The organism is Gammaproteobacteria bacterium, from assembly GCA_029882975.1.
GTDB lineage: Bacteria > Pseudomonadota > Gammaproteobacteria > SZUA-152 > SZUA-152 > JAJDNG01.
Map to the genome: position 1 here is coordinate 49,730 of JAOUJW010000004.1, position 21,234 is coordinate 70,963.

Consider the following 21,234-nt stretch of genomic DNA (forward strand, 5'->3'; position numbering starts at 1 on the left):
TAACTTTTGATTTCAGGCCGATACCGGCTTAAGTATAGAACAAGCTAAATCAGAAAATGGGTTCAATAGAATCCACGTTGGATTTGTCCACTATTACGGAGGGCAAGGCGACGTGCTTGGGTACTTTTTTACCGTTCAATATCTTTAAAGCAAATAGTGCCCCTTCTTTACCCCCCGTGGGATAGGTGAATGTAGCGTCCTGTTCGCCGATGCGTATGGCTTGTCTGGCTTCCTTTATATAATCACCGCCGATAATCTGTTTACTGCTTGGTTTAATCCCGGCTTGAAGCAGCGCCATTCGAGCGCCGGTTGCCATGCTGTCGCTTTGGGCATAGATGGCGTCAAAGCGTACACCCGATTCAATGATGCCTTCCATAGCCTGTATTGCATCGGAGCGTTGATAGTTGGCGTATTTTTCAGCAACGATTTGTAAGCCTGGGAAAGCAATTAATCCGTTACGAAATCCTATGGCACGTTCCATTGCGGTGGTGGTCGTCGGAATCCCGCTCAACATTATGATTTTTCCCTTTCCGTTGAGTTTGTTGGCAAGCCGTCGTGCTGCTTTGACACCGATGGCGACATCGTCCGGGCCAATGAAAGTGGTGTAGTCTTCCGTGTTCACTTTGCGAGACAGCAAAATAACTGGAATTCCCTTGAGATAAGTTTTAGAGATAATAGGCGCCAGCGACTGTGCGTCCCTTGGGCTGGTTATGAGCAGATCGATGCCTTCATTGACCAGGCTCTCTACATCCCGTATTTGTTGTTCGGTATGCCCACCGGCATCTTTAACAATAAATTGTACATTGGGATGGGTTGCCAAAGCTTGCTTTACTTCATTTACCTGTCGTGCGCGCCAGTCAATACTCAAGGTATCTTGAGCGAAGCCAACCACGAACTGCTTAGTCGTTGTCTTTCCTTCGGGTGCACTGTGGGCTATGTTGACATTTAATATTAGTAACAAAACAAAAGCGATGCGGCAAAACCTACTGAACACGATATCTCTCCCACAAAAATGTTACAGATGTGTCAATATTCTAACCTCTATTGGGCCCGGATTGAAACAGCCTTTGAAACAAGGCACCTTGGGTAGGTGCCAGGGAATTATATACTATAGTGATATTCGATATCCGTGTTTATCGTAATTGTAATAACGTTAAAGTCATTGCCAACCAGCCGGTGATGTTAATAACACTGTAACAGTCTTCCCCAGGCTCCCGAGTACGCGGAACGAAGTGCTTTAGAAAGATTCTAATCGAGTGTATGGGTTTCTGTGGTTATTCTACCGTGTAAGCGGAGATTTTAGTTGAGCCGTTTAACGTTGGCACAGGGTCCGGGACAGACAGCTTATGGAGCTGGTGATAGCGGCATTAAACACCGTTTTGCGGTTCTATACCATGCATAAAATCGTGTAGATTAAAACTGGTTTCACGCGCAATAAACTGTTGCAGGGAATTCCAGTCGAGAAACTTTCTGGAAAACAATACATCATTGTCCGTATTTCCGGTGGTCTGTTTTATAGTGAACAGGAATCCGGAATCCTGGAATATGATGTTTGCTCTCAATCGCACATTGCCATAGCCGGAATTTTCCATTTTCTCCGCAGTAGCTCCATGGGTTTTGATGCGTTCAAGCAATTGACGTGTGACGCGATTTAGTTTCAGTGTGTCGAAATAAGTTATTTTAAATAAAAATCCGGCCCCCAAGCTTAGCATTATATACCAGCCCATGTACCCACTGCCTTGTGGTTGGTTGAGCCAGTCCAGTACCCTTTGTGTTGCATGATAAAAAACCCCGGTTTCAAATACCAAAGAAAGGTACAAAACCACTAGAAAAGCCAGTGCAAATGCGGTTCTCATGACTCAGGCTCCTGTATCATTCAGCTTCACCGTTTGTTCCTTTCTACCCGCATTTAAATGCGGATTTTTCTTAATAGCCATTTTCCCGTTACCATTCAATTGTGGTCGATGGTATCGAGCAGCTTAGCCGGGCTCGATTTTTTTCTTTCGTTGGACTTGCCTTTGGATGGCGTCACGCTCAGCTTCGGTTCCATTTGTTCCAGGGTTTTCATTTTTTGTTCGCTGAGTTCGGTTTGCTTCTTCATGGTATCACCCAACATTTTCAGAGCTGTATCCAACTGCATGGACCATGCGTTGGTCTCATCGGTTACCACCTGATGCACCTTGAGCAAAAACGTTTTAAAACCGGCCAATATGGTTTCCGATAAGCTATCGGCGCGGTTGTCGTCTAATCCTGCCCGGGTGATAAGAAAGTCATAGCGAAATTCCAGGATCAGGGTTTTGATGGCCATTTCTGCTGACATATAGCGGACCCAGGTTTGCGAAACCAGAAAAATCTTGTCGAGACTAAAACTCAATCCGGCAATGACCAGGGCGATATAGCCGTTTTGAGCTTTGTCCGGTTGCAGCAACGGAATCACAGCGCCTACCAATAACATTAAAAAAACCACGCCTCGAATCAGACGTGACCCGGTGCGCCAGCGCCGTTGCCGTTTTTGGTACCAATGCATGTCGGTAAGGGCACGCTGTACCGTATTGTGATAGATGCTGTCTAACTGTTCCAATGTAACCGGTTTTTTGATGTGCAGTTTGTCTATCTCATCCAAATAGCTTTCCGGTGTTGGTTTGGTCGTCCAGAACATGTTTTTCTCCGAATTGCCAGTAATGGCGTTGTTTCATGGATTATAGCCATTCGCATTAGCCACAGGAAGCGAGAGGCGATCAGCGGCCTTGCCTCAGGGAGGGTTTTTGCGCCTCCGGCGGGTTTGGTTTTTGGTTCCGGGAGCGTAAGTCGGTTGTGGAATATTTCTTGAATCACAATCAATACAGCCAGGATGGGCTGATAAACCGGACTCGGATGCCATGTTGCACTCACTAAAACTGTTGTTCCCAGCCTTGATACCTTCTTGGCGGTTTTTTGATCAAATTGCGCCGTCACCACGGTTAGAATACGCCTTGCTCTGCAATGCAAGCGAGCCCCAACCGCACTGGCAACCTTATCGACCTCAACCCAAGCACGTGAGTCCAATTCCGATGTTATGGCGCGTGATTTGGAACCCAAAGTGGAATGAAACCTTATTCGTGGTTAGTTGTGCCGAGCGACTGTTAGCCGGGGTGAATCCAGCACACAGTGAAGCGGAAATTTTGTATCGATTAAAAAGGGACCATACCTTGCTCTATCCAAAACAGCAGGGTGTAAGCCATATCCGCTTTCGTTTGTTGCTTTTGTCCCGGCAGGGACAAGAATTGCTACAGGAAGTGGCTTATATGTCTCTGCCTAAAGCGTTGGCGAATATTTGAGCAAGCTTTGGAGGCGGAGATATGAGCTTTGAGGACAGTCTGCGTGCCACCGAACTGTTAATGGGTTTTGCGTTTAGCTTGCAGAGCTTGGAACACTTAAAGTCTTGCCGCAACGTACGCTACTTGTTTTTTCCCCGCTTGGTTTTGGCTCTGTTGCTACTGATAGGGGTTCATACCCCTTGGGTTAGTGTTCTGCTCTTAGTTCTGAGCTTGTTGGTTTTGCATCGCTTCCAAGGACCCTACAACGGCGGCTCCGATCGTATGAGCTTACTCCTTTTGAGTTGCTTGTGTGCAGCTTATTGGGCACCTGGGGTTTATTGGCAGCAGCTGGCACTGGCTTACTTGGCTGTGCAACTGAGCCTGTCGTATTTTGTTTCCGGTTGGGTAAAAGTGCTCAACCCGGATTGGCGCAGTGGCCTGGCCTTAGTCGACGTGTTTCGATTTTCAACTTACCCGGTCAGTGAGTCCCTTAGAGATTGGAGCACCCAGCCGCGTTTGCTGTGGGGCATGTCTTGGTGTGTCATGGGTTTTGAATTGTTGTTTCCTTTGGCCTTATTGTTTCGACCGGCAATGATTCTGGCTTTGGGCATTGCCGCTGTGTTTCACTTTGCTAATGCCTGTTTGTTTGGTTTGAATCGGTTTTTTTGGATCTGGATCTCGGCGTATCCTTCCGTGTTATGGTTCCAATCCTATTTGCTGTCTAAATATTGATCGGTTCCGATTCTGTAGGCGACTGGAATTTGAACTAAAGTTTACAGAATTTCCACCCGCTAATGGCACAAACCCAAAAGAACCCATCTTTTGGAATAAACAAATTTCAGATGGGTTTGGAGTACCAGTTCACGGCTAAAACGTGAATATAACCATTTAGAAACGGCTTGCTAGGTGATCTCCAGGGCCTGTGGTAACGTCCTGTTCCTGATGGCTATTTGCCCGTTATCACAAACTCGCCAGAGGAAAAACAAATGAATGACGTGTACAAAACACCCGATGCAGAATTAATGACTGACACCGAGAACAACTCCGGTATGGGCGGTGCTATCGAATGTCCTCCTGGAGTTAAGGGCTGGAGTTGGGGAGCGTTTTTACTCAACTGGATTTGGGCCATCGGCAACAAAACCTGGGTCGGCTTATTGGCATTCCTTCCTTATATTGGCTTTGTGGTTGCAATTGTATTGGGAATCAAAGGCAGGGAGTGGGCCTGGAAAAATAAGCGCTGGGACAGTCTGGAACATTTTAACCGTGTGCAGAAAAAATGGTCTGTTTGGGCCCTGGTATTAACCGGAATCATGATCGTCGGGATGGTTTTGGCTATTGCTATTCCCGTCATGTCCCAATCAGGAACGCTATAACCCGTGCCAATTAAGTTAGTGGAGGTTTGCAATGAGTGATATTTACAAAGCGCCCGAGGCCCAGTTGACAGAAGCGCCTTCCACCGAGGGATACGGTTCATTGGAGCGAGGCGTTACAGGTCAGTTTCAGTTTTTTATCAATGACATTCTTAATGAAGCTTGGGCAAAGACCAAAGGAAACAAGCTGACCGTTTTTTTGGCTGCAATTCTTTACCTTGTGGTTGTTTTACCGGTTACATTCCTGGTGCCTGTTGTTCTGGGAGCCTTGGGGTTTGCAACCGAATTGGTACCGGGAGAGCCCATTGCATCGGACGTGATTGTTGGGGCATTTTTGAACCAGGTCATTGTAACTGTGGTGTCATTACCCTTGGGTGCCGGATTGTTTATGATGGGGCTCAAAATGGCTGCGGGTGTCGCCGTGTCGCCAACGGAAGTGGTATCTTATTTCCACAAAACCTTACCATTGGCAATCACTGCACTGATCATGTATATCATGATTGCGATTGGCTTAATATTGCTCGTTCTGCCGGGTATTTATCTGATGGTGGCGTATTACCTGGCGGTGCCCTTGGTGGTGGAAAAAGGTTTGAGCCCTTGGCAGGCACTGGAAGCGTCGCGTAAAGCGGTATCAAAGTGTTGGTTCCGTTTTGTTGGATTGGGTCTGTTAGTCTGGATAATTGTCGTCATCAGCGTGATTCCACTGTTTATTGGGCTCATCTGGACCGTACCACTCATGTTGATCGCATTTGGAGTGGTGTACAGAAACATTTTCGGCATTGAGGCGGCCAACGCTGCATAAAATGCCCGGTGCATTTTGGACATGACTTTTGGAACGTGAAACCGTAGATACGGCTTATTTTGTTGAAACACCCGAAGGCATTGACCTGGAAGCGCAGTTAGCCGGGCCGGTGCCCCGGGTGTTGGCTTATGCGATCGATGTGTTCTATCGCAGTTTGATTTTATTTGGTTTGTTCATTGTGTTGGCGTTCTTCGGCAAAATGGGCATGGGTGTTTTTTTAGTAGTGACTTTTTTGCTGGAATGGTTTTATCCTGTCTTTTTCGAGGTATTCTACCGCGGCCAGACACCGGGCAAACGCAGCCTGAAGCTGGCAGTGGTAAATGAAGACCTGACCCCGGTGACCTGGGGTGCTTCCGTGACGCGAAACCTGCTTAGGGCTGCGGATTTTATGCCGTTTGCTTATCTTATTGGTTTGGTTGCCATGAGTATGGGGCGTAACTTTCAACGGTTGGGGGATTTGGCCGCGGGTACCATTGTGATTCACCGACGCCCACTGAAAAAAGCGGAAAAACTGCCGGACCATGAGCCCGTGATGGCACCTGTGGCTCTTGAACTGGATGATCAGATTGCTTTTATAAACTTTGCCCAGCGCCATAAGCAATTAACTCAAGCCCGGCAGGAAGAACTGGCACAGATTTTAAAAGATGTGATCAAGCAAGAGAACGAGGCTGCCGTCAAAACGGTTCACGGTATCGGAGCCTGGTTGCTGGGGGCGAAATGAGACAGCAGAATTTTGAAGACAGTTGCCGCCATCACTGGGAGGAACTGGACAGGCTGTTAAAAGAGTTATCTAAAACTAAGTTTGCACGGGAGTCTCATCAAGGTTCCGAACAGTTACCGCAACTGTATCGCCAAGCCTGTCACGATTTGGCCCTGGCTAAGCAAAGACGCTATACACCGGGTTTGGTGGAGTATTTAAATCAACTGGTGATGCGTGGTCACCATCACTTATATCGACGTCCCGGTCGGTTTCGTTATCGCTGGGTGCACTTTCTTGCCGCGGGATTTCCTCAAGTATTACGTCGAAATAAAGCGTTTGTCTACATCTCATTGGCACTGTTTCTCGGGCCTGCCTTGATCTTTGGGCTGCTGTGCTACCAGAAAGAAGAAATGATTTACAGTGCCATGGCTTATAGTGAAGTGCAATCCATGGAGCGCATGTATGATCCCACAGCGAAAATCGTGGGGCGCGAAAGAGAATCGGATACTGATCTGATGATGTTTGGTTTTTATATTAAGAATAATATCGGAATTGGTTTTCGCACTTTTGCCGGCGGCGTGTTTTTTGGTTTGGGGTCTATATTTTTTCTGCTTTTTAATGGAGTTGTTTTAGGCGGTGTATCAGGGCATTTGACCCAATTGGGTTTTGTTTCCACATTTTATCCGTTTGTGATTGGACATGGTGCCTTTGAATTGACCGCCATTGTATTTTGCGGGGCCGCGGGGCTTAAGTTGGGTTATTCGCTGATCCAGCCGGGCCAGTATACGCGTATGACGTCTTTAAAACTCGCGTCCATGGACGCGGTAAAAATCATGTATGGCGCGGCCTTGTTTCTGGTGATTGCCGCTTTTCTCGAAGCGTTCTGGTCCTCCAGTTCGTTACTGCCTGCACAAGTTAAATACGGCGTGGGTGCGCTGCTGTGGTTGCTGGTGATCATTTACTGTGTTTTCGCCGGCCGGGGTTCGCGCCATGGATCTTAGTCGCATCGGTATTATTGCTCGGGAGCGTAATGCCTGGGAAGCATTGGATCTGGGTGTGTTGCTGGCGCGCAAACAGTATCGTGCTTTGGTCTTAGCTTGGCTGTTACCCAGTTTACCGGTATTTGTATTGTTAACTGTGTTGTTTTATGACTCCTTATGGATCGGTATTACGATTACCTGGTGGCTTAAACCCATTTGGGATCGGGTTCCATTGTATATGGCCAGTCGTTCTTTGTTTGGAGAAACCGTAACCGTTCCTGCCGCGCTTCGAGCCATGTGGTCTTTTGCCTGGAAAGACAGCCTGGCCTGGCTTACTTGGCGCCGCTTTAGTTTTAGTCGTTCCTTTGATATGCCGGTGACCTTATTAGAAGGTTTAAAAGGAACCCCCAGACGGCAGCGCTTACGGGTATTGCATATTGAATCCAGCAATGCCGCAACCTGGTTGACAGCGGTTTGTATTCATTTGGAAGCGGCCCTATTGCTGGGAGCCGTGGGAATGATCTATATGTTTATTCCCGAAGAAGTGGATTTTAACTGGTTGGGTTTTATTGAGTCGGAAGAACAGTTTGTAGAATTGCTGGCTAACAGTTTATCTTACACTGCCATGGTATTGATTGCCCCGTTTTATACCTTATCGGGTTTCAGTTTGTACATCAGTCGGCGTATTTCCTTGGAAGGATGGGATATTGAAATTCGTTTCCGGCACTTAGCGGCGCGCCAGTTGCCGTTTGGACAAAGCGGTTCTGGCCAGTCAAGCCCTGTCGAAACAAGCAATAAATCTGCCGTAGGAAGCGTTGCGCAGCTTATACTGTTGTTGTTCCTGGGCTTAATGTGTTTTCCGGCAGCGGAAGGTTATGCCCAGGAGCAACAAGCAACTCCTGTTGAACCCGCTAAATTTGTTTTAACACCAGCCGCACAACGATCTCAGGAAGATATTGAGCAAGTTCTAAAAGGCAAGGACTTTAATCAGGAGATAACGGAAACCCACTGGCGTTTTAAAAACAGCAAGGATTTACAAGAAAGCGATCAAATACCCGAATGGCTGATTAACTTTATTGAGTTTTTGGAAAAATATCAATCTGAATCAAAACCGGATGACGAAAAGAGCAATATCAGCGGGTTGGCAATACTTTTGGCGAAAATGTTGGAGATATTGTTATGGGTTGGCGTGGTTGTGTTGGTGGTGTTCTTGGTCTACCACTATCGCGACTATATAAAATCACTGGCAAAGGGTATGCGCCCGTCGAGGAAACCCAAGGTGCAGCCTCCGGAAATTCTTTTTGGCCTGGATGTGCGTAAAGAAAGTCTTCCGGAAAACGTACCCGACAAAGTTTTGTCCATCTGGCAAAGCGGTGCGGCCCGTGAAGCCTTGGGACTGCTATATCGAGCCACATTATCTCGCTTGATTCACCAATATCACATTGAGTTCAACGAATCGCATACGGAAAAGGAATGCGCGGACATCGTTCACCAATCGGCTTTGCAGGAGTTGGATGTTTATATGCAGAAGTTGACGCGCATTTGGCAACGACTGGCATACGGGCATCGCATGCCGGAAGAGTCGGATGTAGTGGCTTTATGTCGGGATTGGCCGGGGATATTTTCTCATGAAGCTTAAAGTGGGTGTGGCGGTGTTGTGCTTGATCCTGGGGCTGATAGGTTATGTTCTTTATGTGTCTATAGAGACCTATGAAGAGACCGTTAATCAAGGTTGGAGTGCCAAGGCCAAGCGTAATCCATTTTTGGCCTTACAGCAGTATTTGCAGTTGCGCGGTAATACGGTACAAAGTAGTGCGCGCATGGCCCAATTGGATCAGTTGCCGGATAGCGGTGTGATTTTAATTACCGATACTCGTCAGTTGAAAAAAGCAGATCGGCTCAGCGCTTTGAGGCAATGGATGGAGCAGGGGGGGAATCTGGTGGTGGGCGCTCACATCAGCAGCGGAGATGAAAAAAACGCTTTGTTAGAGCAATTTAGTGTGAGCAAGGAACAGGTTGACTGTGATTGTGAGGAACAAACCGAAAACGAAGACTTGCTGGACAAAAAACTGAGTGAGCTGTTGCGTGACGCCAATAAAAAAGCCAAAACCGATCCGGACCAGACTGCAAAGGATACTATACCTGAGAACAAAATAGACAATTCCATTCCCGATTCGGAACTGACAAAATTGTTTTTTAACAACATAGATCAACCACTGCGTATTCATTTTGATCGGGGTTCCGCTTTAAAACATCCGACCTTGTCCGGTGAAAAACACAACGGCCCTACGCCTTTTTATTGGGATGGCAATAGTGCCGGTGCGCAGATTATGCAGTTTGAAGTGGGCACGGGATTGTTGACTGTGCTGGCAGATGCTGAGATCTGGAACATTGAACAAATCAAAAAAGTAGACCACGCTTATTTGGCTACCATACTGTTGGGAGACAAGGGTAATGTGCTCTTGGTTTATGGTATGCAAATGCCTACTCTGTTCGAGTTGTTGCAACAGCATACACCCGAATTGCTGCTGGCGTGCTTGGTATGGTTGTTTATCTGGTTACTTATCAAAACCAAGCGATTTGGTCCCGTGAGGGAACTGGATGTTACCACCCGGCGTAGTCTGGACGAGCACATCAGTGCCACCAGTGGTTATTTTTGGCGTTCGAAGCACCGGTTAAAATTGATTGAGGATATGCATGCCATTGTGTTTCGGAAAATCCACCGGGCCAATCCCCGGTTTAGTGCTTTGGACGAAACCAGACAAAAGGATTGGCTTAGAGAGCAATGTGACATTTCCTCAGCGGATGTGGAAATGGCGTTATATCGTACCGATATTGATTCGGAAGACGAATTTTATTACGTAATCAGTTTAATACAAAAAATTGGAAATCGATTATGAATGATGATTCAGACAGCATGGTTAACGGCACTGCCGTTGCCAGTGAAAAAGTGAACGCGATTCGCCAGTCCATCAGCCGCATCCTGATTGGTCAGAACGACGTGGTTGATCAGGTGTTGATCGCTTTACTATGCGGCGGTCACGTACTCATTGAAGGGGTGCCGGGATTGGGTAAAACCTTGCTGGTGCGGAGCCTGGCAGCTTGTTTCGATGGCAGTCATAAGCGTATACAATTTACGCCTGATCTTATGCCTGCGGATATTACCGGCCACACCATCTACGATATGCGCGAAGGTAAATTTCATGTACGCAAAGGGCCGGTGTTCACCAACCTGCTACTGGCTGATGAAATTAATCGTTCACCGGCAAAGACCCAGGCGGCTTTATTGGAAGTCATGCAGGAAAAGCAGGTCACCATCGAAGGAACACGTCTGTCGGTGGAGTTACCCTTTATGGTATTGGCTACTCAGAATCCCATTGAGCAAGAAGGCACCTACCCCTTACCGGAAGCGGAGCTGGATCGCTTTTTGTTGAAAATATTTATCGACTATCCCAGTCACGAGGACGAAGTGAAGCTGACTCAAGCAGTCACCCATGGTAGCGTCGACGACGCCTTATCGGTGGATGTGGGCGATGCCAAACATACCCCGCAAGATATACTGCAACTGCAAAAAATGGTGGCGAATATCGCTGTAGACCAACAAGTGATGGACTATGCTGTGCGCATTGTCCGGGCAACGCGAAACAGCCCCGCCATTGTGAAAGGCGCCGGTCCCAGGGCCTGTATCGGTTTGGTTCGGGCGGCGCGTGCCAATGCTTTTTTGCGCGGGGAAAATTTTGTATTACCTGATGATGTTAAGGCGATGGCACTGCCGGTGATGCGACACCGAATCATTTTATCTGCGGATATGGAAATTAACGGCCAAACGGCAGACAACGTTTTAGCGGGAATTTTGGATACCGTAGAAGCGCCACGCCTGTGATGAATATTGGTATGAATTGTAGTGGCTGCGACGAATGAGACCCAGTAATATTCAACTGCGTGTTCTCGGGCTATGGGTATTGCTCGCGCTGGGACTGGCGTTGGCCAGGTCTTGGTTGACGTCGGAACAGGTGTCTTTCTATGTCATGCTGTGGTGGGGGAGCGGCCTAGGCGTGCTCTTCGTCGCGGTTATGGATGCCTTTGCTCTGCGTGAAGTCCGCATGGTGAGTGTAAGCCGAGAAATGCCGGGCAGTTTTTCTCTGGGGGCCTCCAATGCCATCAAATTAACCATAAACAATCCCTTCGAACGTGCACTGGAGATGACAGTGTTCGATCAGTTCCCTAAGCAGCTTGTGGTCGATGCCTTTCCTTGTCACATTATTATTCCGGCCATGGAATACGCTGAGATCCATTATGAGGCCAAACCGGTGATTCGCGGTGACGTGCAGTTCGGAAACGTTGAATTGCGCATACGGTCGCGATGGAAATTGTGGGATTACAGCATCAAAACGGGTGAGCCGGCCACCGTGAAGATCTACCCCAATTTTGCCAATATCAATACTTTCTTAAAATTGGAACACGGTCAACAAATCAACCAATTAGGTATACACGTACAACAACGTCGCGGTGAAGGCATGAACTTTCACCAACTGCGTGAGTATCGTAAAGGCGATGCCATGTCGCAGATTGACTGGAAAGCCACCGCGCGACATGTGAAGCTCATTTCCAGGGAATACGAAGACGAGCGCGACCAGGATATTATTTTTCTATTGGATTGCGGTCGACGTATGCGTACCCACGATGGTGAACTGAGTCATTTTGATCAAGCGTTAAATGCGGTATTACTGACAGCATACATGGCGTTAAATCAAGGCGATGCTGCGGGGTTGCTGACTTTTGCCGGGGACACTCGCTGGATCCCGCCGGTTAAGGGAAAGACGTCTATTAATACCCTGTTGAATCGCATCTACGATTTACACAGTACCACCAATACCAGTGATTTTATTCAGGCTGCCGAAATCATGATGGCCTATCAGCGTAAGCGCGCACTGGTGATTATTGTCAGTAATATTCGTGAAGAGGACCGCCAGGATTTACAGGTGGCCACGAAAACTCTGGCAAAGCATCATTTGGTCATGGTAGCCAGTATTCGCGAGCAGTTTCTGGATGATGTCGAGTCCACTCAAGTAAATGATTTTGAAAGCGCACTGCAATACACCGGTGTGCTGCAATTTAAAGAACAGCGTCAACGGGTCCTGGAACGATTGGCGGAGCAGGGAGTGGTGATTACCGATTCCCTGGCCAAACATTTTCATATCGATCTGGCCAATCAATACCTGAACTTAAAACGCAGCGGTAGGATTTAAAGTCAAAAAAAATGGTGACTCCGGGGGAGGAGTCACCGGCCATGGTAACAAACGATGTCTGCAAACTATGGCAAAAAGCAACGGGTAAAAACCCGACGCGACTAGGTTTAGGCCAAGTAGCGCTCCAAATCCTCCGCACCACCAATGTGCTCTCCGTCAATAAACACTTGCGGTACAGTGGAAGTTTTGGAAATCGCACGTAAAGTGGCCTCGGTATAGTCCCGGTTAAGGACCAACTCTTCATAGCTCAGTCCGGCATCATTGAGCAGGCCTTTTGCACGAACACAATATTCACATCCCGGACGGGTAAAAATACTGACGCTTTTAGGTTTGGTCGCGTCAGGGGCGATATAATTCAACATGGTATCAGCGTCAGAAACTTCAAACGGATCGCCCGGTTTGTTGGGTTCGATAAACATTTTTTCTACCACACCGTCTTTAACCAACATGGAGTAGCGCCAGGAGCGTTTGCCGAATCCCAGGTCTTCCTTGTCCACCAACATGCCCATGCCTTCACTAAAGTGACCGTTGCCATCGGGCAGGAAGGTGAGGTTATGCGCTTTTTGTTCTGCTTTCCATTCATTCATGACAAAGGCATCGTTCACGGAAATGCAAATCACTTCATCGACACCGTTTTGTTTGAATACAGGCGCCAATTGATTGTAGCGAGGAACATGGGTGGACGAGCAAGTGGGCGTAAAGGCACCCGGCAGGGAAAAAACCACAACCGTTTTACCCTTGAAGATTTCGTCCGAACTTACATTGAGCCATTCGTGGTTACGCCGAGTGCGAAAAGTAACCGCCGGAACTTTTTGACCTTCACGATTCTCCATCATTTTTCTCCAATATATCAAATAGTTATAAACTGTTTCACTGAGACAAACACTGCAATTCTTGAGACAAATTATCGGACCTGGATGATGAAAGGTAAAATCGTTTAATCGAATGAAAACGAAAGGTAATACCGATTATCTCTCGATGTCGCTGGAGTTTACCGCGGTGGTAAGCCTCCTGTTGTTTCATCAGTAAAATCAGAGATTCTTGCGGGTGCTTTGCCTACGTATAAACTAAGTAATTAGCTAATTGCTTCAAAAACCGAAGGAAAGGATACGACGAAGAACCGGGTCATCGAATTCATGGATAGTGAAAGTGGTTATTGCTTGAACAATTCCCAATTTTCTTTGTTATGCTTTTTTGTAATGAGCCCGGAACAATCGGCTCACAGCATCTAGGAGGTCCACATGAAAGCGAGTGTTTGCCAAGTCAACAAAACTCAGGCGGTCATTCTGTGGGGCAGCTATTTATCGTATGTTTTATTTATCCCCGCTTTTTTTGGCTGCGCCGTCAGTCACTTTAAATCCAAACAATACGAACATTGTTTAGGGCGAGTCGAAGTCGCGAATAAAACGGACTTGAACCTGCTGGCCAGTCATCACCATTGGTTAATTCGAACGTTTATTTTTGTATCGGTATTGGTGATGGCAGGTATGGGTACCCTGTTCTATGGCGTTGGCTACCTTATTACAATTGTGGCACTAGTATGGTGGTTTGTGCGTGTATTTCAAGGCATTTGGTTTTTGGCTTTGGGAAAGGCAATGCCGGGATGGAAGCAAGGATAAGTGAGATCATCGGGGCGGCGTACCGTGCAGGTGATTACTACGAAAGCATATTCCTGGGGGCAGTAGCGGACTACAGGGGGTAGAATAACCCCCTGTCTTTTTTGCCCGCCGGCTTATTCCACTTCCAATAATGCACGCATACCCATGGAATAGTGGGCTTCCACGGAACCATCGGGCTCGGTTTCCTGGATATTGCAGACTACCGCATAACGACCGGGTGCCAGTTTAAAATGCTTGCTGGCTTTGTTGCCGGAGACGATGTCCTCAATTTCACCCACAACTTCACCGAAGTTCATATTGTCTTCGTCGATACCGCCGTGTTTGTTGACGGGTAACTTACCCACATCCGCCATCATTTTATTATCCAGCCGGATAATAGCCAGTTCATGTGTTTCCTTACCGCTGTTCAGCACATCAAAGCTAATGGAACCGGCCTTGATTTTGGATTTGTTGATTTTTAAACTCCATTCATTCACATCAATATTAATTTCATTGCCCCCGGCGAATGCAGTTGTGCATGCAAATGCAAGAAAGCAAATTGTGATTAATTTTGCCGTAACGCTTGCTATTTTCATGATGAAAAACCCCTTCTTATACGTTAGTTATATGAGCTATGTGCAACTACCCCTAAGAGGATAGCCCCCTTTTTTGACTGCTTTGACTGGCCCCCGAAAACTCCAGGTCTTAAGATGTAAACGAGCATCCCTATAGCGTCTATGCGTTTGACGGTCTTAAAGATCTCCTGCAATTCACATGGTTTATGAGGCGAATCTCGGTGGTCCATTAGTCAACCATCGACCGAGCCAAAACTACACCAGTATGAAATTTTAGACAATACGTATTCGGCGTGCTTAATTTGAAATTATTCAAAGTGAGATCAAATATTGTACAAATTGGATGGTGTGTTACTGAGTTGTAACAATTAAGAAAGGAAAATGCTAACCCATTTATGGATATATCTTTACATTCAGAAAGAAATCAGTAGCATCCTTTTATCAGAAGTAAATGGATTTATGAATCCGCAAAAGGATGAAAACATAATAAGTAGAATCCGGGCTTGCGTACCGGAAAATGAAGACTCCGAGGAGATCATAATATGAATCGTAATTCTGTTGGAAGTAAACTGGTTTTGGGTTCCATTTTGGGGGGGTTGGCTTTGGGGGCGGAAGCCGCTGAAAACCGGGATTGGACCCGAACCATGTCCATCAGTGGGGTAGTGGAAGTGGAAGCCAATATGGGCACTGAAGACACTGTGGATGTGAGCGGTGTGGCCTTGGCGACAGTAGAAATCGGCATCGAAACCCAAATTAACGAGAATGTGTCGGCGCAAGTGGTCATGTTGCACGAGGATCCGGATACCTGGGAAGTTGACACCGGCACTATTACCATGAAAACCGATATGGTGGATGTCCTAGGCGGCCGTCAATATGTGCCCTTTGGGGCCTTTGAAAGTCATATGGTTTCCGATCCTCTGACCTTGGAGTTGGCGGAAACTCGTGAAGCGGCCTTTTTGTTTTCAACGGATATGGGGCCACTGAGCGCGTCTTTTTATGTATTTAACGGCGACAGTATAGACACATCGGGTGAGGATACCTTGTCGCAATACGGTGCCAGTGTATCTTACAGTTCAGAATCGGAAAGCATGAATTACGGCGTGGGGTTTGACTATATCTCCTCTTTTGCCGATTCGGACGGTTTGCAGGATGCCTTGGATTTTGCCGGTGGTACAACACTCACCAGTTATGTGGCAGGCTATGCTGTCCACGGACGTTTGGAAATGGGGGATCTGAGTGTCTTTGGAGAATACGTTACGGCGATGGACAAATTTGATCCGTTGGAGATAGCTCACAACGGCGGGGGAGCCACACCGTCGGCCATGGGTGTGGAAGTGGGCTACAAACTGGGTGACGATACGGTGGCGGCCGGCTATCAACATACGGCGCAAGCTCTTGCTTTGGGACTGCCCGAATATCGTTTTCTGTTTGCTTACTCCTTTTCACCGGCGGACAGAACGACCGTATCTGTGGAATATATGCAAACCCAACAGTACTCGTCATCTGTAGATGGTGAGTTGTTAGCCGGCGGGGCGTTTGTGGGCAGCGGCAACAGCGACAGTATGATTACGGTACAAATGGCGGTTGAGTTCTAAAGGCATTCCAAATTAAGTTGTCAGCGTGTCCGTTACGGACACGCTGATCTCTTGGTTAAACAATTTTGGGTTTAACTTTGAACAGACCCACGTTCACCTCGGATACCACCACGGGTGTGCCGTTGGCGATCTGATCCAATCCAGTGTCGGTGTCTATTTCCACTTTCCAGGTAATGCCGGAGTATTTATGGCTGCCCGGCTGGGTCAGGCTGATGTCGCTGTTGCACACAAATTCCAGCCCCACAAAATCACTGCTTTGTTTGTTTTGCGGTTCCGACTTGTCTTGAAAGCGTTTCATCGGCCCCCACAAAAGCGCGGATAGTACTCCTGTACTGATACCGAAGGTTGCAATCCCTGCCAGCCAGGTTTGAGGTAATATTCCTGCCATTATCAACAAGCCGGTGGCGACCGCACCCAGGCCGGCGAACAATAAAACAATAGTGCTGAAGCCGGTGATGAGTACTTCCACTGCCAGTAGTAAAAATCCCAGCGCAATCCAAAAACCGGCTTGGTGTGCTTGAATGTACTCTATCATTGTGTCGTTCCGCCGCTTTGGTTGAGGCGGTTAATAATGGTCATGGCTTCCGTTACGATACTGGCAGCACCGGTATTATTGTCCGGCAACAGCACCACGGATGACTCTCTGGCGATAGCCTCTTTAGCGTCAATGGCCCGACCCGCCAGATCCAATTGAATGGCTTTTTGGCCTTCTTCGGTTTTTGCTACATTACCTACCACTTCCAGAGCCTTGGCTTTGGCGTCCGCAACCGCAATGATGGCTTGGGCCTCACCCTCGGCCTTAAGAATTTGTTCGGCTTTGTCTGCCTCCGCAGCCAGTACTCGGGCTCGTTTGTCGCCCTCGGCGCGGTTGATGGATGACTGGCGTTCACCTTCTGATTCCAGTATGACGGCACGTTTTTCCCGTTCCGCTTTCATTTGTCGTTCCATCGCTTCCAGTACAGAGCGGGGTGGTTCGATATCTTTGATCTCATAACGCAGGACCTGTACGCCCCAGGGTGCGGAGGCTTCATTGATGGCGCTGACAATATTGGTGTTGAGGCTCTCGCGTTCTTCAAAGGTTTTGTCCAGATCGATTTTACCGATTTCCGAACGCATGGTGGTCTGGGCCAATTGGGTGACGGCGTAGCGGTAGTTGTCTACGCCATAAGAGGCTCTATAAGGATCCAAAACCTTGATGTACAAAACACCGTCCACCACCAGTTGGATATTGTCCTTGGTTATAGCGGCTTGGCTGGGAACATCCAGCGCTTGTTCCTTCAAGGTGCGGTCGTAGGCTACTTTATCGATAAACGGTACAATGAAGTTCAGACCTGCTTCCATGGATTTGTTGTACTTACCAAAGCGTTCCACTACATAAGCCATGTTTTGGGGTACAAATTTGATTGAGGATTTAACCAGGATAATCAGCAGGATGGCGAGTCCTACCCAAAAACTGAAAACAATATCCAGAATATCAACCATTTTTTTGTCCTTCTTTTAATTTGTTGAAATAATTATATGCGCTTTTTACGAAATTTAAACGCTTGGGGCTTGAATCACCCGCTTTTCCGTAAGACATCCGCCAATCAATTTTGTTCAGTTGCTACGGAATGTGATAGGAAGGAAGAAAAAACCCCATCGCATTGAGCCGGGATGGGGTTTTAGAGCTATTCATCAGGTTCAAATTTAATACAATTCATCGAGCCGATCAGGAACCTTATTTGTAGTCGACTTGCTGGACCAGATAAACCAAAAAGTCTTTTCTTAGATTGCCCAGCCATGACTCTCTGGGTTCATCGGCACCCTTAACCGTGGTAATGGTCACTTTGTTACCGTTCAGAATAAATTGGGCTTTCGTATTTTCACGTTCAGCGAAGTGTCCCACAAAACGGCTGGTGCTTACCTCATCAACTATCCAGCCACGATTAAGAAAAGATAAAAAAATCGCCTTTTTAACCTTGCCCGGATCACCGCCATACATAGTGGTGTCTACCTCAAGTTTTAAATTGGAAGAGCCCCATTCATTGTCATCAGCGGAAACGCTAAAGGATAATAACAGGCCCAAAAGACCGGCTGTGCAGGCCCTGGTGATTGCATTCATTGTTTTTCTCCCTATTATTTTTCTCCACGGGTCCGTGGATCGAGAATTGTTACACAACTGTTCACTGTTGCCAATAACAACCGAACGTGCCTATTTACGACTAAGGAACCGTGGCGACGCAGTAGTGTGCCACATGAGCGAATGTTAATGCATAGTTCCTCCATTGAAATGCGCTCCGATTGTAGGGCGGGCTGGTAAAGCTAAACCGCCACGCGAAAGGCGGATTTTGCAACTTCCGCTGTAATAACCTGCTTTATCTCCTACCGGTGGTTTTCACCACCGGTACGATAAGCGCTGTTGTGACGGATGTCCTTCAGGGATTGAGTTCACAAACATTGTCGCCATTATAGTAGTTCAGTATGTTGCTCAGTAGAGGCGATAAGGTTATGCCATCACAGTTACCATTGAGAGTGGCATCTCTCATCTTGATGCGATCATAGGTGCCCACCGCTGCAGTAGCCGGAACCGTGATTCGATAGGAGCCGTCACCGCGAGTGCGGGTTTGCTGGAAACGATCATCCAGCGTATTACCCGTTCCTGTAGTGCTTAAGTCATCGTCGTCTCGCAATTGAACTCGAAAGTTGGCTATGCCGCTGAGACTGACGCTATCGGAACTTTCTGCATAAACATGACCGTTTAGGGTGACACCGTCCGGCAGGTTGATGGTGCCGAGGCTTTGGTGGGAACCCACGCTCGTGATGGTAACCGGGTCTCCACTCAAAAGGCGAGTGTGACCGTTATAGACGGTTCCGGCAATATCGGACGTGTGTAAGATTCGGAACAGAATCAGATGGTCGCCGGTCTGATTGCTGTGTGCAGTGAAACTGCCATTGGCCCAAGAGATTTCACTGTCAATAAGCGTACCGACGGCGTCCATAATCCGGATTTCCACGTATCGGGGTGTGACAGTCCCTGTTGCGTTGCGCAAGCTGCCGTTGATGCGAGTGACTGCGGTATTGAAATTGACAACTTGACCTGAGGTGCTCAAATCTGTTGCTGGATTTTGTTGGCCGTAGGCATATACATCATAAATGTCCGGAAGCAACCAAAGTGAGTAATCACCCAAATTGTTTGTTCTGATGCGGTTGGCGGCGGAGCCGTTGATATCTATTACTACCCGTGTATTTGTTTGTGGTGTGCCATTTTCCGACACATTGCCGCTGAGTAGATATCCCGGTTCCAGGGTAAAGTCGATGCTGATCTCATCCCCCGTCGCTAATGTTACCGGTATACCAATATTGCGATTATTGCTGCCGTCAATACCGGCGTAGGTCTCAGAGGCGTATGCCTTAATGGTTTGGTTTTGTGCTTCCAAGAGGTATCGTCCTGCAATGACATTGAAACTGAATTGGCCGTTGGTTTCACTGCGTCCGACAGCGACGACATAGCGGTTGTCGAAATCTCGAATCCTAATTTGAACGCCCTCCAGTGCCGCATTGGTGTCTGCTGCCGTTACTGTGCCGGCAATACGAGCGCCGTTTTCCAGTTGGAGATTAATGCCCGATACCGTGGTCGAACTGTTTACATTGACCACTTCCGCGTCAATAGGGTTATAGGCGACTCCACCGGCGCTATACCACTCGCTGGCCGAACGGGAAGGGTCATTGCTGTCATCGCTTGTATTGACGGCTCCGACAATATAGCTGCCAAAGGGGACGTTGACGCAGTAATTGCCATCGTTCTGGCTGTAGGTTTGGGCACGCATGGTTCGGTCGAGATAGTCTCGCACTTTGATTTTGATATTGGACAAGGGTGCGGCACCGCTGTTGCTGATGTTTCCGCAAATCGTACCCGCGGCCGCCATAGAACTAATTTGGTTGTTTGTGCCAATGTGATTATTGGATTCCTGAACCAAGCGATCTGTCAGCTGTAAGGTTGTGGCCCCTGCGCTTTGGATATCAGGTAGCCTTTCCGCAACCAGCTCATGAATCAGAACAACCTCATTGTTACTTATAACGCTGAGGTCCGCCGTGACATCAGTAATTAGACGACTGGCAGCATCGCTAACGGGGTCCACATCCACTGTGCTTGAATGGATACGGCTGTCCAAATGTCCCGCGCCACCTAATGCCCGCACAATATATTTTACTGCGGGAGCGTCTAACGGTGCGGCCAGTGCATAGCTACCGTTGCCATCGGTGGTGGATGTTGTGATGGGGTTGGGATTGACCAAATCACCATTGGCGTTCACTTCAAATACGCTTACCGTGGCACTGGGTACAGGTGAGACCAGATCGGCGATGGCGGCAGTCACCGGTTTTCCCCAAAGTAAGGTTAGAAGCCTGTCCGTTAGGCGCTCCATTAGGTTTGGTTCCGTAATCGCGATTACACCGTTTGGAGCCTTTACTGTACCAATTATGCTGATAGAGTCATTATCGTTGACCGTAACTACAGCACTGGAACCGGCTCCCAGGGTTGCGCCGGAGACATTGCTCAGAACCACAGAAAAAGATTCGGTCAGTTCCACGGCGGTGTCATCAGTAATGGCAATGCTAAACGTTTTAGTCACCGAGTCTGAATCGCCCCAGCTTAAGGTGCCGCTGTTGGCGGTGTAATCGGATGCAGCGACAGCTGTTCCGTCTTCAGTGGCAAAGTCCACACTGACGCTGCCATCATCACCCGAGGTACGAGTGACGCTGATGAGTAAATCTGCAGAGCTTTCACTGACGCTAAAGGCGGTAACACTCAATTGCAGAACACCCGGTTTAGGTGGGTCATCGCCATTGCCACCGGTGGCCAGGATGGTGAACAGGCCCAGTAGTACAATTACGGTGAAACCGATCCGTTGAAGCAGCTTGCTTGAAAATGTCAGAGGGGTGGAAATGGGATTAATTTTCATGGCACAACCTCCATGGAACTGCATGTGCCGATATCACTTCTGTTATTGGAGAGTGAAACAAGTTTCCTGCCGCACTCCATGTGTTATTACCAATATCGTGCAACGTTTCTATAAACTTACTCTTAGTAT

21 protein-coding genes are annotated in these 21,234 nt (G+C 47.8%); 12 read left to right on the forward strand and 9 right to left on the reverse strand.

The annotated features are described in order from the left end of the window. Nucleotides 1–49 precede the first annotated feature (49 nt). The 3 genes from OEY58_04350 to OEY58_04360 all read right to left on the reverse strand — a co-directional run bounded on the left by OEY58_04350 (nt 50) and on the right by OEY58_04360 (nt 2,659). A complete protein-coding gene (locus OEY58_04350; protein MDH5324674.1) occupies nt 50–994 on the reverse strand; it encodes a substrate-binding domain-containing protein in 945 nt (314 codons plus the stop codon). A gap of 373 nt (nt 995–1,367) precedes the next feature. Next, nucleotides 1,368–1,856 carry a hypothetical protein gene (locus tag OEY58_04355; GenBank protein ID MDH5324675.1) on the reverse strand — a complete coding sequence of 163 codons (489 nt, stop codon included), beginning with the start codon at nt 1,854–1,856 and terminating at the stop codon, nt 1,368–1,370. 95 nt (nt 1,857–1,951) lie between these two features. Then, nucleotides 1,952–2,659: an SLATT domain-containing protein gene (locus OEY58_04360; GenBank protein ID MDH5324676.1), complete on the reverse strand. Its 708-nt coding sequence runs from the start codon at nt 2,657–2,659 to the stop codon at nt 1,952–1,954. 220 nt (nt 2,660–2,879) lie between these two features. Here OEY58_04360 and OEY58_04365 point away from each other — a divergent pair, with 220 nt between their 5' ends. From OEY58_04365 to OEY58_04410, 10 genes are all read left to right on the forward strand, one after another. Beyond that, nucleotides 2,880–3,317 (forward strand): hypothetical protein, encoded by a 438-nt coding sequence (locus tag OEY58_04365; GenBank protein MDH5324677.1) that lies wholly within the window; start codon nt 2,880–2,882, stop codon nt 3,315–3,317. 21 nt (nt 3,318–3,338) lie between these two features. Next, the gene (locus OEY58_04370; protein ID MDH5324678.1) at nt 3,339–4,028 is read left to right on the forward strand and encodes an HTTM domain-containing protein; all 690 of its coding nucleotides are present in this window, start codon (nt 3,339–3,341) and stop codon (nt 4,026–4,028) included. A 254-nt stretch (nt 4,029–4,282) separates the two neighbouring features. After that, nucleotides 4,283–4,669: a hypothetical protein gene (locus tag OEY58_04375; GenBank protein MDH5324679.1), complete on the forward strand. Its 387-nt coding sequence runs from the start codon at nt 4,283–4,285 to the stop codon at nt 4,667–4,669. Nucleotides 4,670–4,700: 31 nt separating this feature from the next. Beyond that, nucleotides 4,701–5,468 (forward strand): DUF975 family protein, encoded by a 768-nt coding sequence (locus OEY58_04380; protein ID MDH5324680.1) that lies wholly within the window; start codon nt 4,701–4,703, stop codon nt 5,466–5,468. Nucleotides 5,469–5,496: 28 nt separating this feature from the next. Continuing rightward, a complete protein-coding gene (locus tag OEY58_04385) occupies nt 5,497–6,189 on the forward strand; it encodes an RDD family protein (GenBank protein MDH5324681.1) in 693 nt (230 codons plus the stop codon). Continuing rightward, nucleotides 6,186–7,169 (forward strand): stage II sporulation protein M, encoded by a 984-nt coding sequence (locus OEY58_04390; protein ID MDH5324682.1) that lies wholly within the window; start codon nt 6,186–6,188, stop codon nt 7,167–7,169. Before OEY58_04385 ends, OEY58_04390 begins: the two co-directional genes overlap by 4 nt. Then, nucleotides 7,159–8,787: a DUF4129 domain-containing protein gene (locus OEY58_04395; protein MDH5324683.1), complete on the forward strand. Its 1,629-nt coding sequence runs from the start codon at nt 7,159–7,161 to the stop codon at nt 8,785–8,787. Before OEY58_04390 ends, OEY58_04395 begins: the two co-directional genes overlap by 11 nt. Beyond that, nucleotides 8,777–10,048, forward strand: a complete 1,272-nt coding sequence (locus OEY58_04400) for a DUF4350 domain-containing protein (protein MDH5324684.1) — start codon at nt 8,777–8,779, stop codon at nt 10,046–10,048. Before OEY58_04395 ends, OEY58_04400 begins: the two co-directional genes overlap by 11 nt. Next, complete coding sequence (locus OEY58_04405; protein MDH5324685.1) at nt 10,045–11,031, forward strand: MoxR family ATPase; 987 nt, start codon at nt 10,045–10,047, stop codon at nt 11,029–11,031. The genes OEY58_04400 and OEY58_04405 overlap by 4 nt, the downstream gene beginning before the upstream one ends. Before the next feature lie 34 nt (nt 11,032–11,065). Next, nucleotides 11,066–12,397 (forward strand): DUF58 domain-containing protein, encoded by a 1,332-nt coding sequence (locus OEY58_04410; GenBank protein ID MDH5324686.1) that lies wholly within the window; start codon nt 11,066–11,068, stop codon nt 12,395–12,397. A gap of 107 nt (nt 12,398–12,504) precedes the next feature. Here the strand turns inward: OEY58_04410 and OEY58_04415 are convergent, their stop codons facing one another. Next, nucleotides 12,505–13,233, reverse strand: a complete 729-nt coding sequence (locus OEY58_04415; GenBank protein ID MDH5324687.1) for a glutathione peroxidase — start codon at nt 13,231–13,233, stop codon at nt 12,505–12,507. Nucleotides 13,234–13,638: 405 nt separating this feature from the next. On the opposite strand from OEY58_04415, the gene OEY58_04420 reads away from it, so the two are divergent. Further along, entirely contained in the window at nt 13,639–14,016 is a 378-nt protein-coding gene (locus tag OEY58_04420) for a hypothetical protein (protein MDH5324688.1), read from the forward strand. 113 nt (nt 14,017–14,129) lie between these two features. Here the strand turns inward: OEY58_04420 and OEY58_04425 are convergent, their stop codons facing one another. Next, complete coding sequence (locus OEY58_04425; protein ID MDH5324689.1) at nt 14,130–14,591, reverse strand: hypothetical protein; 462 nt, start codon at nt 14,589–14,591, stop codon at nt 14,130–14,132. A 521-nt stretch (nt 14,592–15,112) separates the two neighbouring features. Between OEY58_04425 and OEY58_04430 the strand changes: the two genes are divergently transcribed. Then, complete coding sequence (locus OEY58_04430; GenBank protein MDH5324690.1) at nt 15,113–16,165, forward strand: LbtU family siderophore porin; 1,053 nt, start codon at nt 15,113–15,115, stop codon at nt 16,163–16,165. Between the two features lie 55 nt (nt 16,166–16,220). Here OEY58_04430 and OEY58_04435 read toward each other — a convergent pair whose 3' ends face one another. The 4 genes from OEY58_04435 to OEY58_04450 all read right to left on the reverse strand — a co-directional run bounded on the left by OEY58_04435 (nt 16,221) and on the right by OEY58_04450 (nt 21,105). Continuing rightward, nucleotides 16,221–16,700: an NfeD family protein gene (locus tag OEY58_04435; protein ID MDH5324691.1), complete on the reverse strand. Its 480-nt coding sequence runs from the start codon at nt 16,698–16,700 to the stop codon at nt 16,221–16,223. Next, nucleotides 16,697–17,647: a paraslipin gene (locus OEY58_04440; protein MDH5324692.1), complete on the reverse strand. Its 951-nt coding sequence runs from the start codon at nt 17,645–17,647 to the stop codon at nt 16,697–16,699. Before OEY58_04440 ends, OEY58_04435 begins: the two co-directional genes overlap by 4 nt. 235 nt (nt 17,648–17,882) lie before the next feature. After that, on the reverse strand, nt 17,883–18,266 hold the full coding sequence (locus tag OEY58_04445) for a hypothetical protein (protein ID MDH5324693.1): 384 nt from the start codon (nt 18,264–18,266) through the stop codon (nt 17,883–17,885). 313 nt (nt 18,267–18,579) lie between these two features. Then, the gene (locus tag OEY58_04450; protein MDH5324694.1) at nt 18,580–21,105 is read right to left on the reverse strand and encodes a hypothetical protein; all 2,526 of its coding nucleotides are present in this window, start codon (nt 21,103–21,105) and stop codon (nt 18,580–18,582) included. Nucleotides 21,106–21,234 lie beyond the last annotated feature (129 nt).

Bases quoted from the DNA above. Each gene is read 5' to 3' on its own strand.
- OEY58_04355 (MDH5324675.1), bottom strand. From the start codon at position 1,856: ATGAGAACCGCATTTGCACTGGCTTTTCTAGTGGTTTTGTACCTTTCT.
- OEY58_04360 (MDH5324676.1), bottom strand. From the start codon at position 2,659: ATGTTCTGGACGACCAAACCAACACCGGAAAGCTATTTGGATGAGATA.
- OEY58_04365 (MDH5324677.1), top strand. From the start codon at position 2,880: ATGTTGCACTCACTAAAACTGTTGTTCCCAGCCTTGATACCTTCTTGG.
- OEY58_04370 (MDH5324678.1), top strand. From the start codon at position 3,339: ATGAGCTTTGAGGACAGTCTGCGTGCCACCGAACTGTTAATGGGTTTT.
- OEY58_04375 (MDH5324679.1), top strand. From the start codon at position 4,283: ATGAATGACGTGTACAAAACACCCGATGCAGAATTAATGACTGACACC.
- OEY58_04380 (MDH5324680.1), top strand. From the start codon at position 4,701: ATGAGTGATATTTACAAAGCGCCCGAGGCCCAGTTGACAGAAGCGCCT.
- OEY58_04390 (MDH5324682.1), top strand. From the start codon at position 6,186: ATGAGACAGCAGAATTTTGAAGACAGTTGCCGCCATCACTGGGAGGAA.
- OEY58_04395 (MDH5324683.1), top strand. From the start codon at position 7,159: ATGGATCTTAGTCGCATCGGTATTATTGCTCGGGAGCGTAATGCCTGG.
- OEY58_04400 (MDH5324684.1), top strand. From the start codon at position 8,777: ATGAAGCTTAAAGTGGGTGTGGCGGTGTTGTGCTTGATCCTGGGGCTG.
- OEY58_04405 (MDH5324685.1), top strand. From the start codon at position 10,045: ATGAATGATGATTCAGACAGCATGGTTAACGGCACTGCCGTTGCCAGT.
- OEY58_04410 (MDH5324686.1), top strand. From the start codon at position 11,066: ATGAGACCCAGTAATATTCAACTGCGTGTTCTCGGGCTATGGGTATTG.
- OEY58_04415 (MDH5324687.1), bottom strand. From the start codon at position 13,233: ATGATGGAGAATCGTGAAGGTCAAAAAGTTCCGGCGGTTACTTTTCGC.
- OEY58_04420 (MDH5324688.1), top strand. From the start codon at position 13,639: ATGAAAGCGAGTGTTTGCCAAGTCAACAAAACTCAGGCGGTCATTCTG.
- OEY58_04425 (MDH5324689.1), bottom strand. From the start codon at position 14,591: ATGAAAATAGCAAGCGTTACGGCAAAATTAATCACAATTTGCTTTCTT.
- OEY58_04430 (MDH5324690.1), top strand. From the start codon at position 15,113: ATGAATCGTAATTCTGTTGGAAGTAAACTGGTTTTGGGTTCCATTTTG.
- OEY58_04435 (MDH5324691.1), bottom strand. From the start codon at position 16,700: ATGATAGAGTACATTCAAGCACACCAAGCCGGTTTTTGGATTGCGCTG.
- OEY58_04440 (MDH5324692.1), bottom strand. From the start codon at position 17,647: ATGGTTGATATTCTGGATATTGTTTTCAGTTTTTGGGTAGGACTCGCC.
- OEY58_04445 (MDH5324693.1), bottom strand. From the start codon at position 18,266: ATGAATGCAATCACCAGGGCCTGCACAGCCGGTCTTTTGGGCCTGTTA.
- OEY58_04450 (MDH5324694.1), bottom strand. From the start codon at position 21,105: ATGAAAATTAATCCCATTTCCACCCCTCTGACATTTTCAAGCAAGCTG.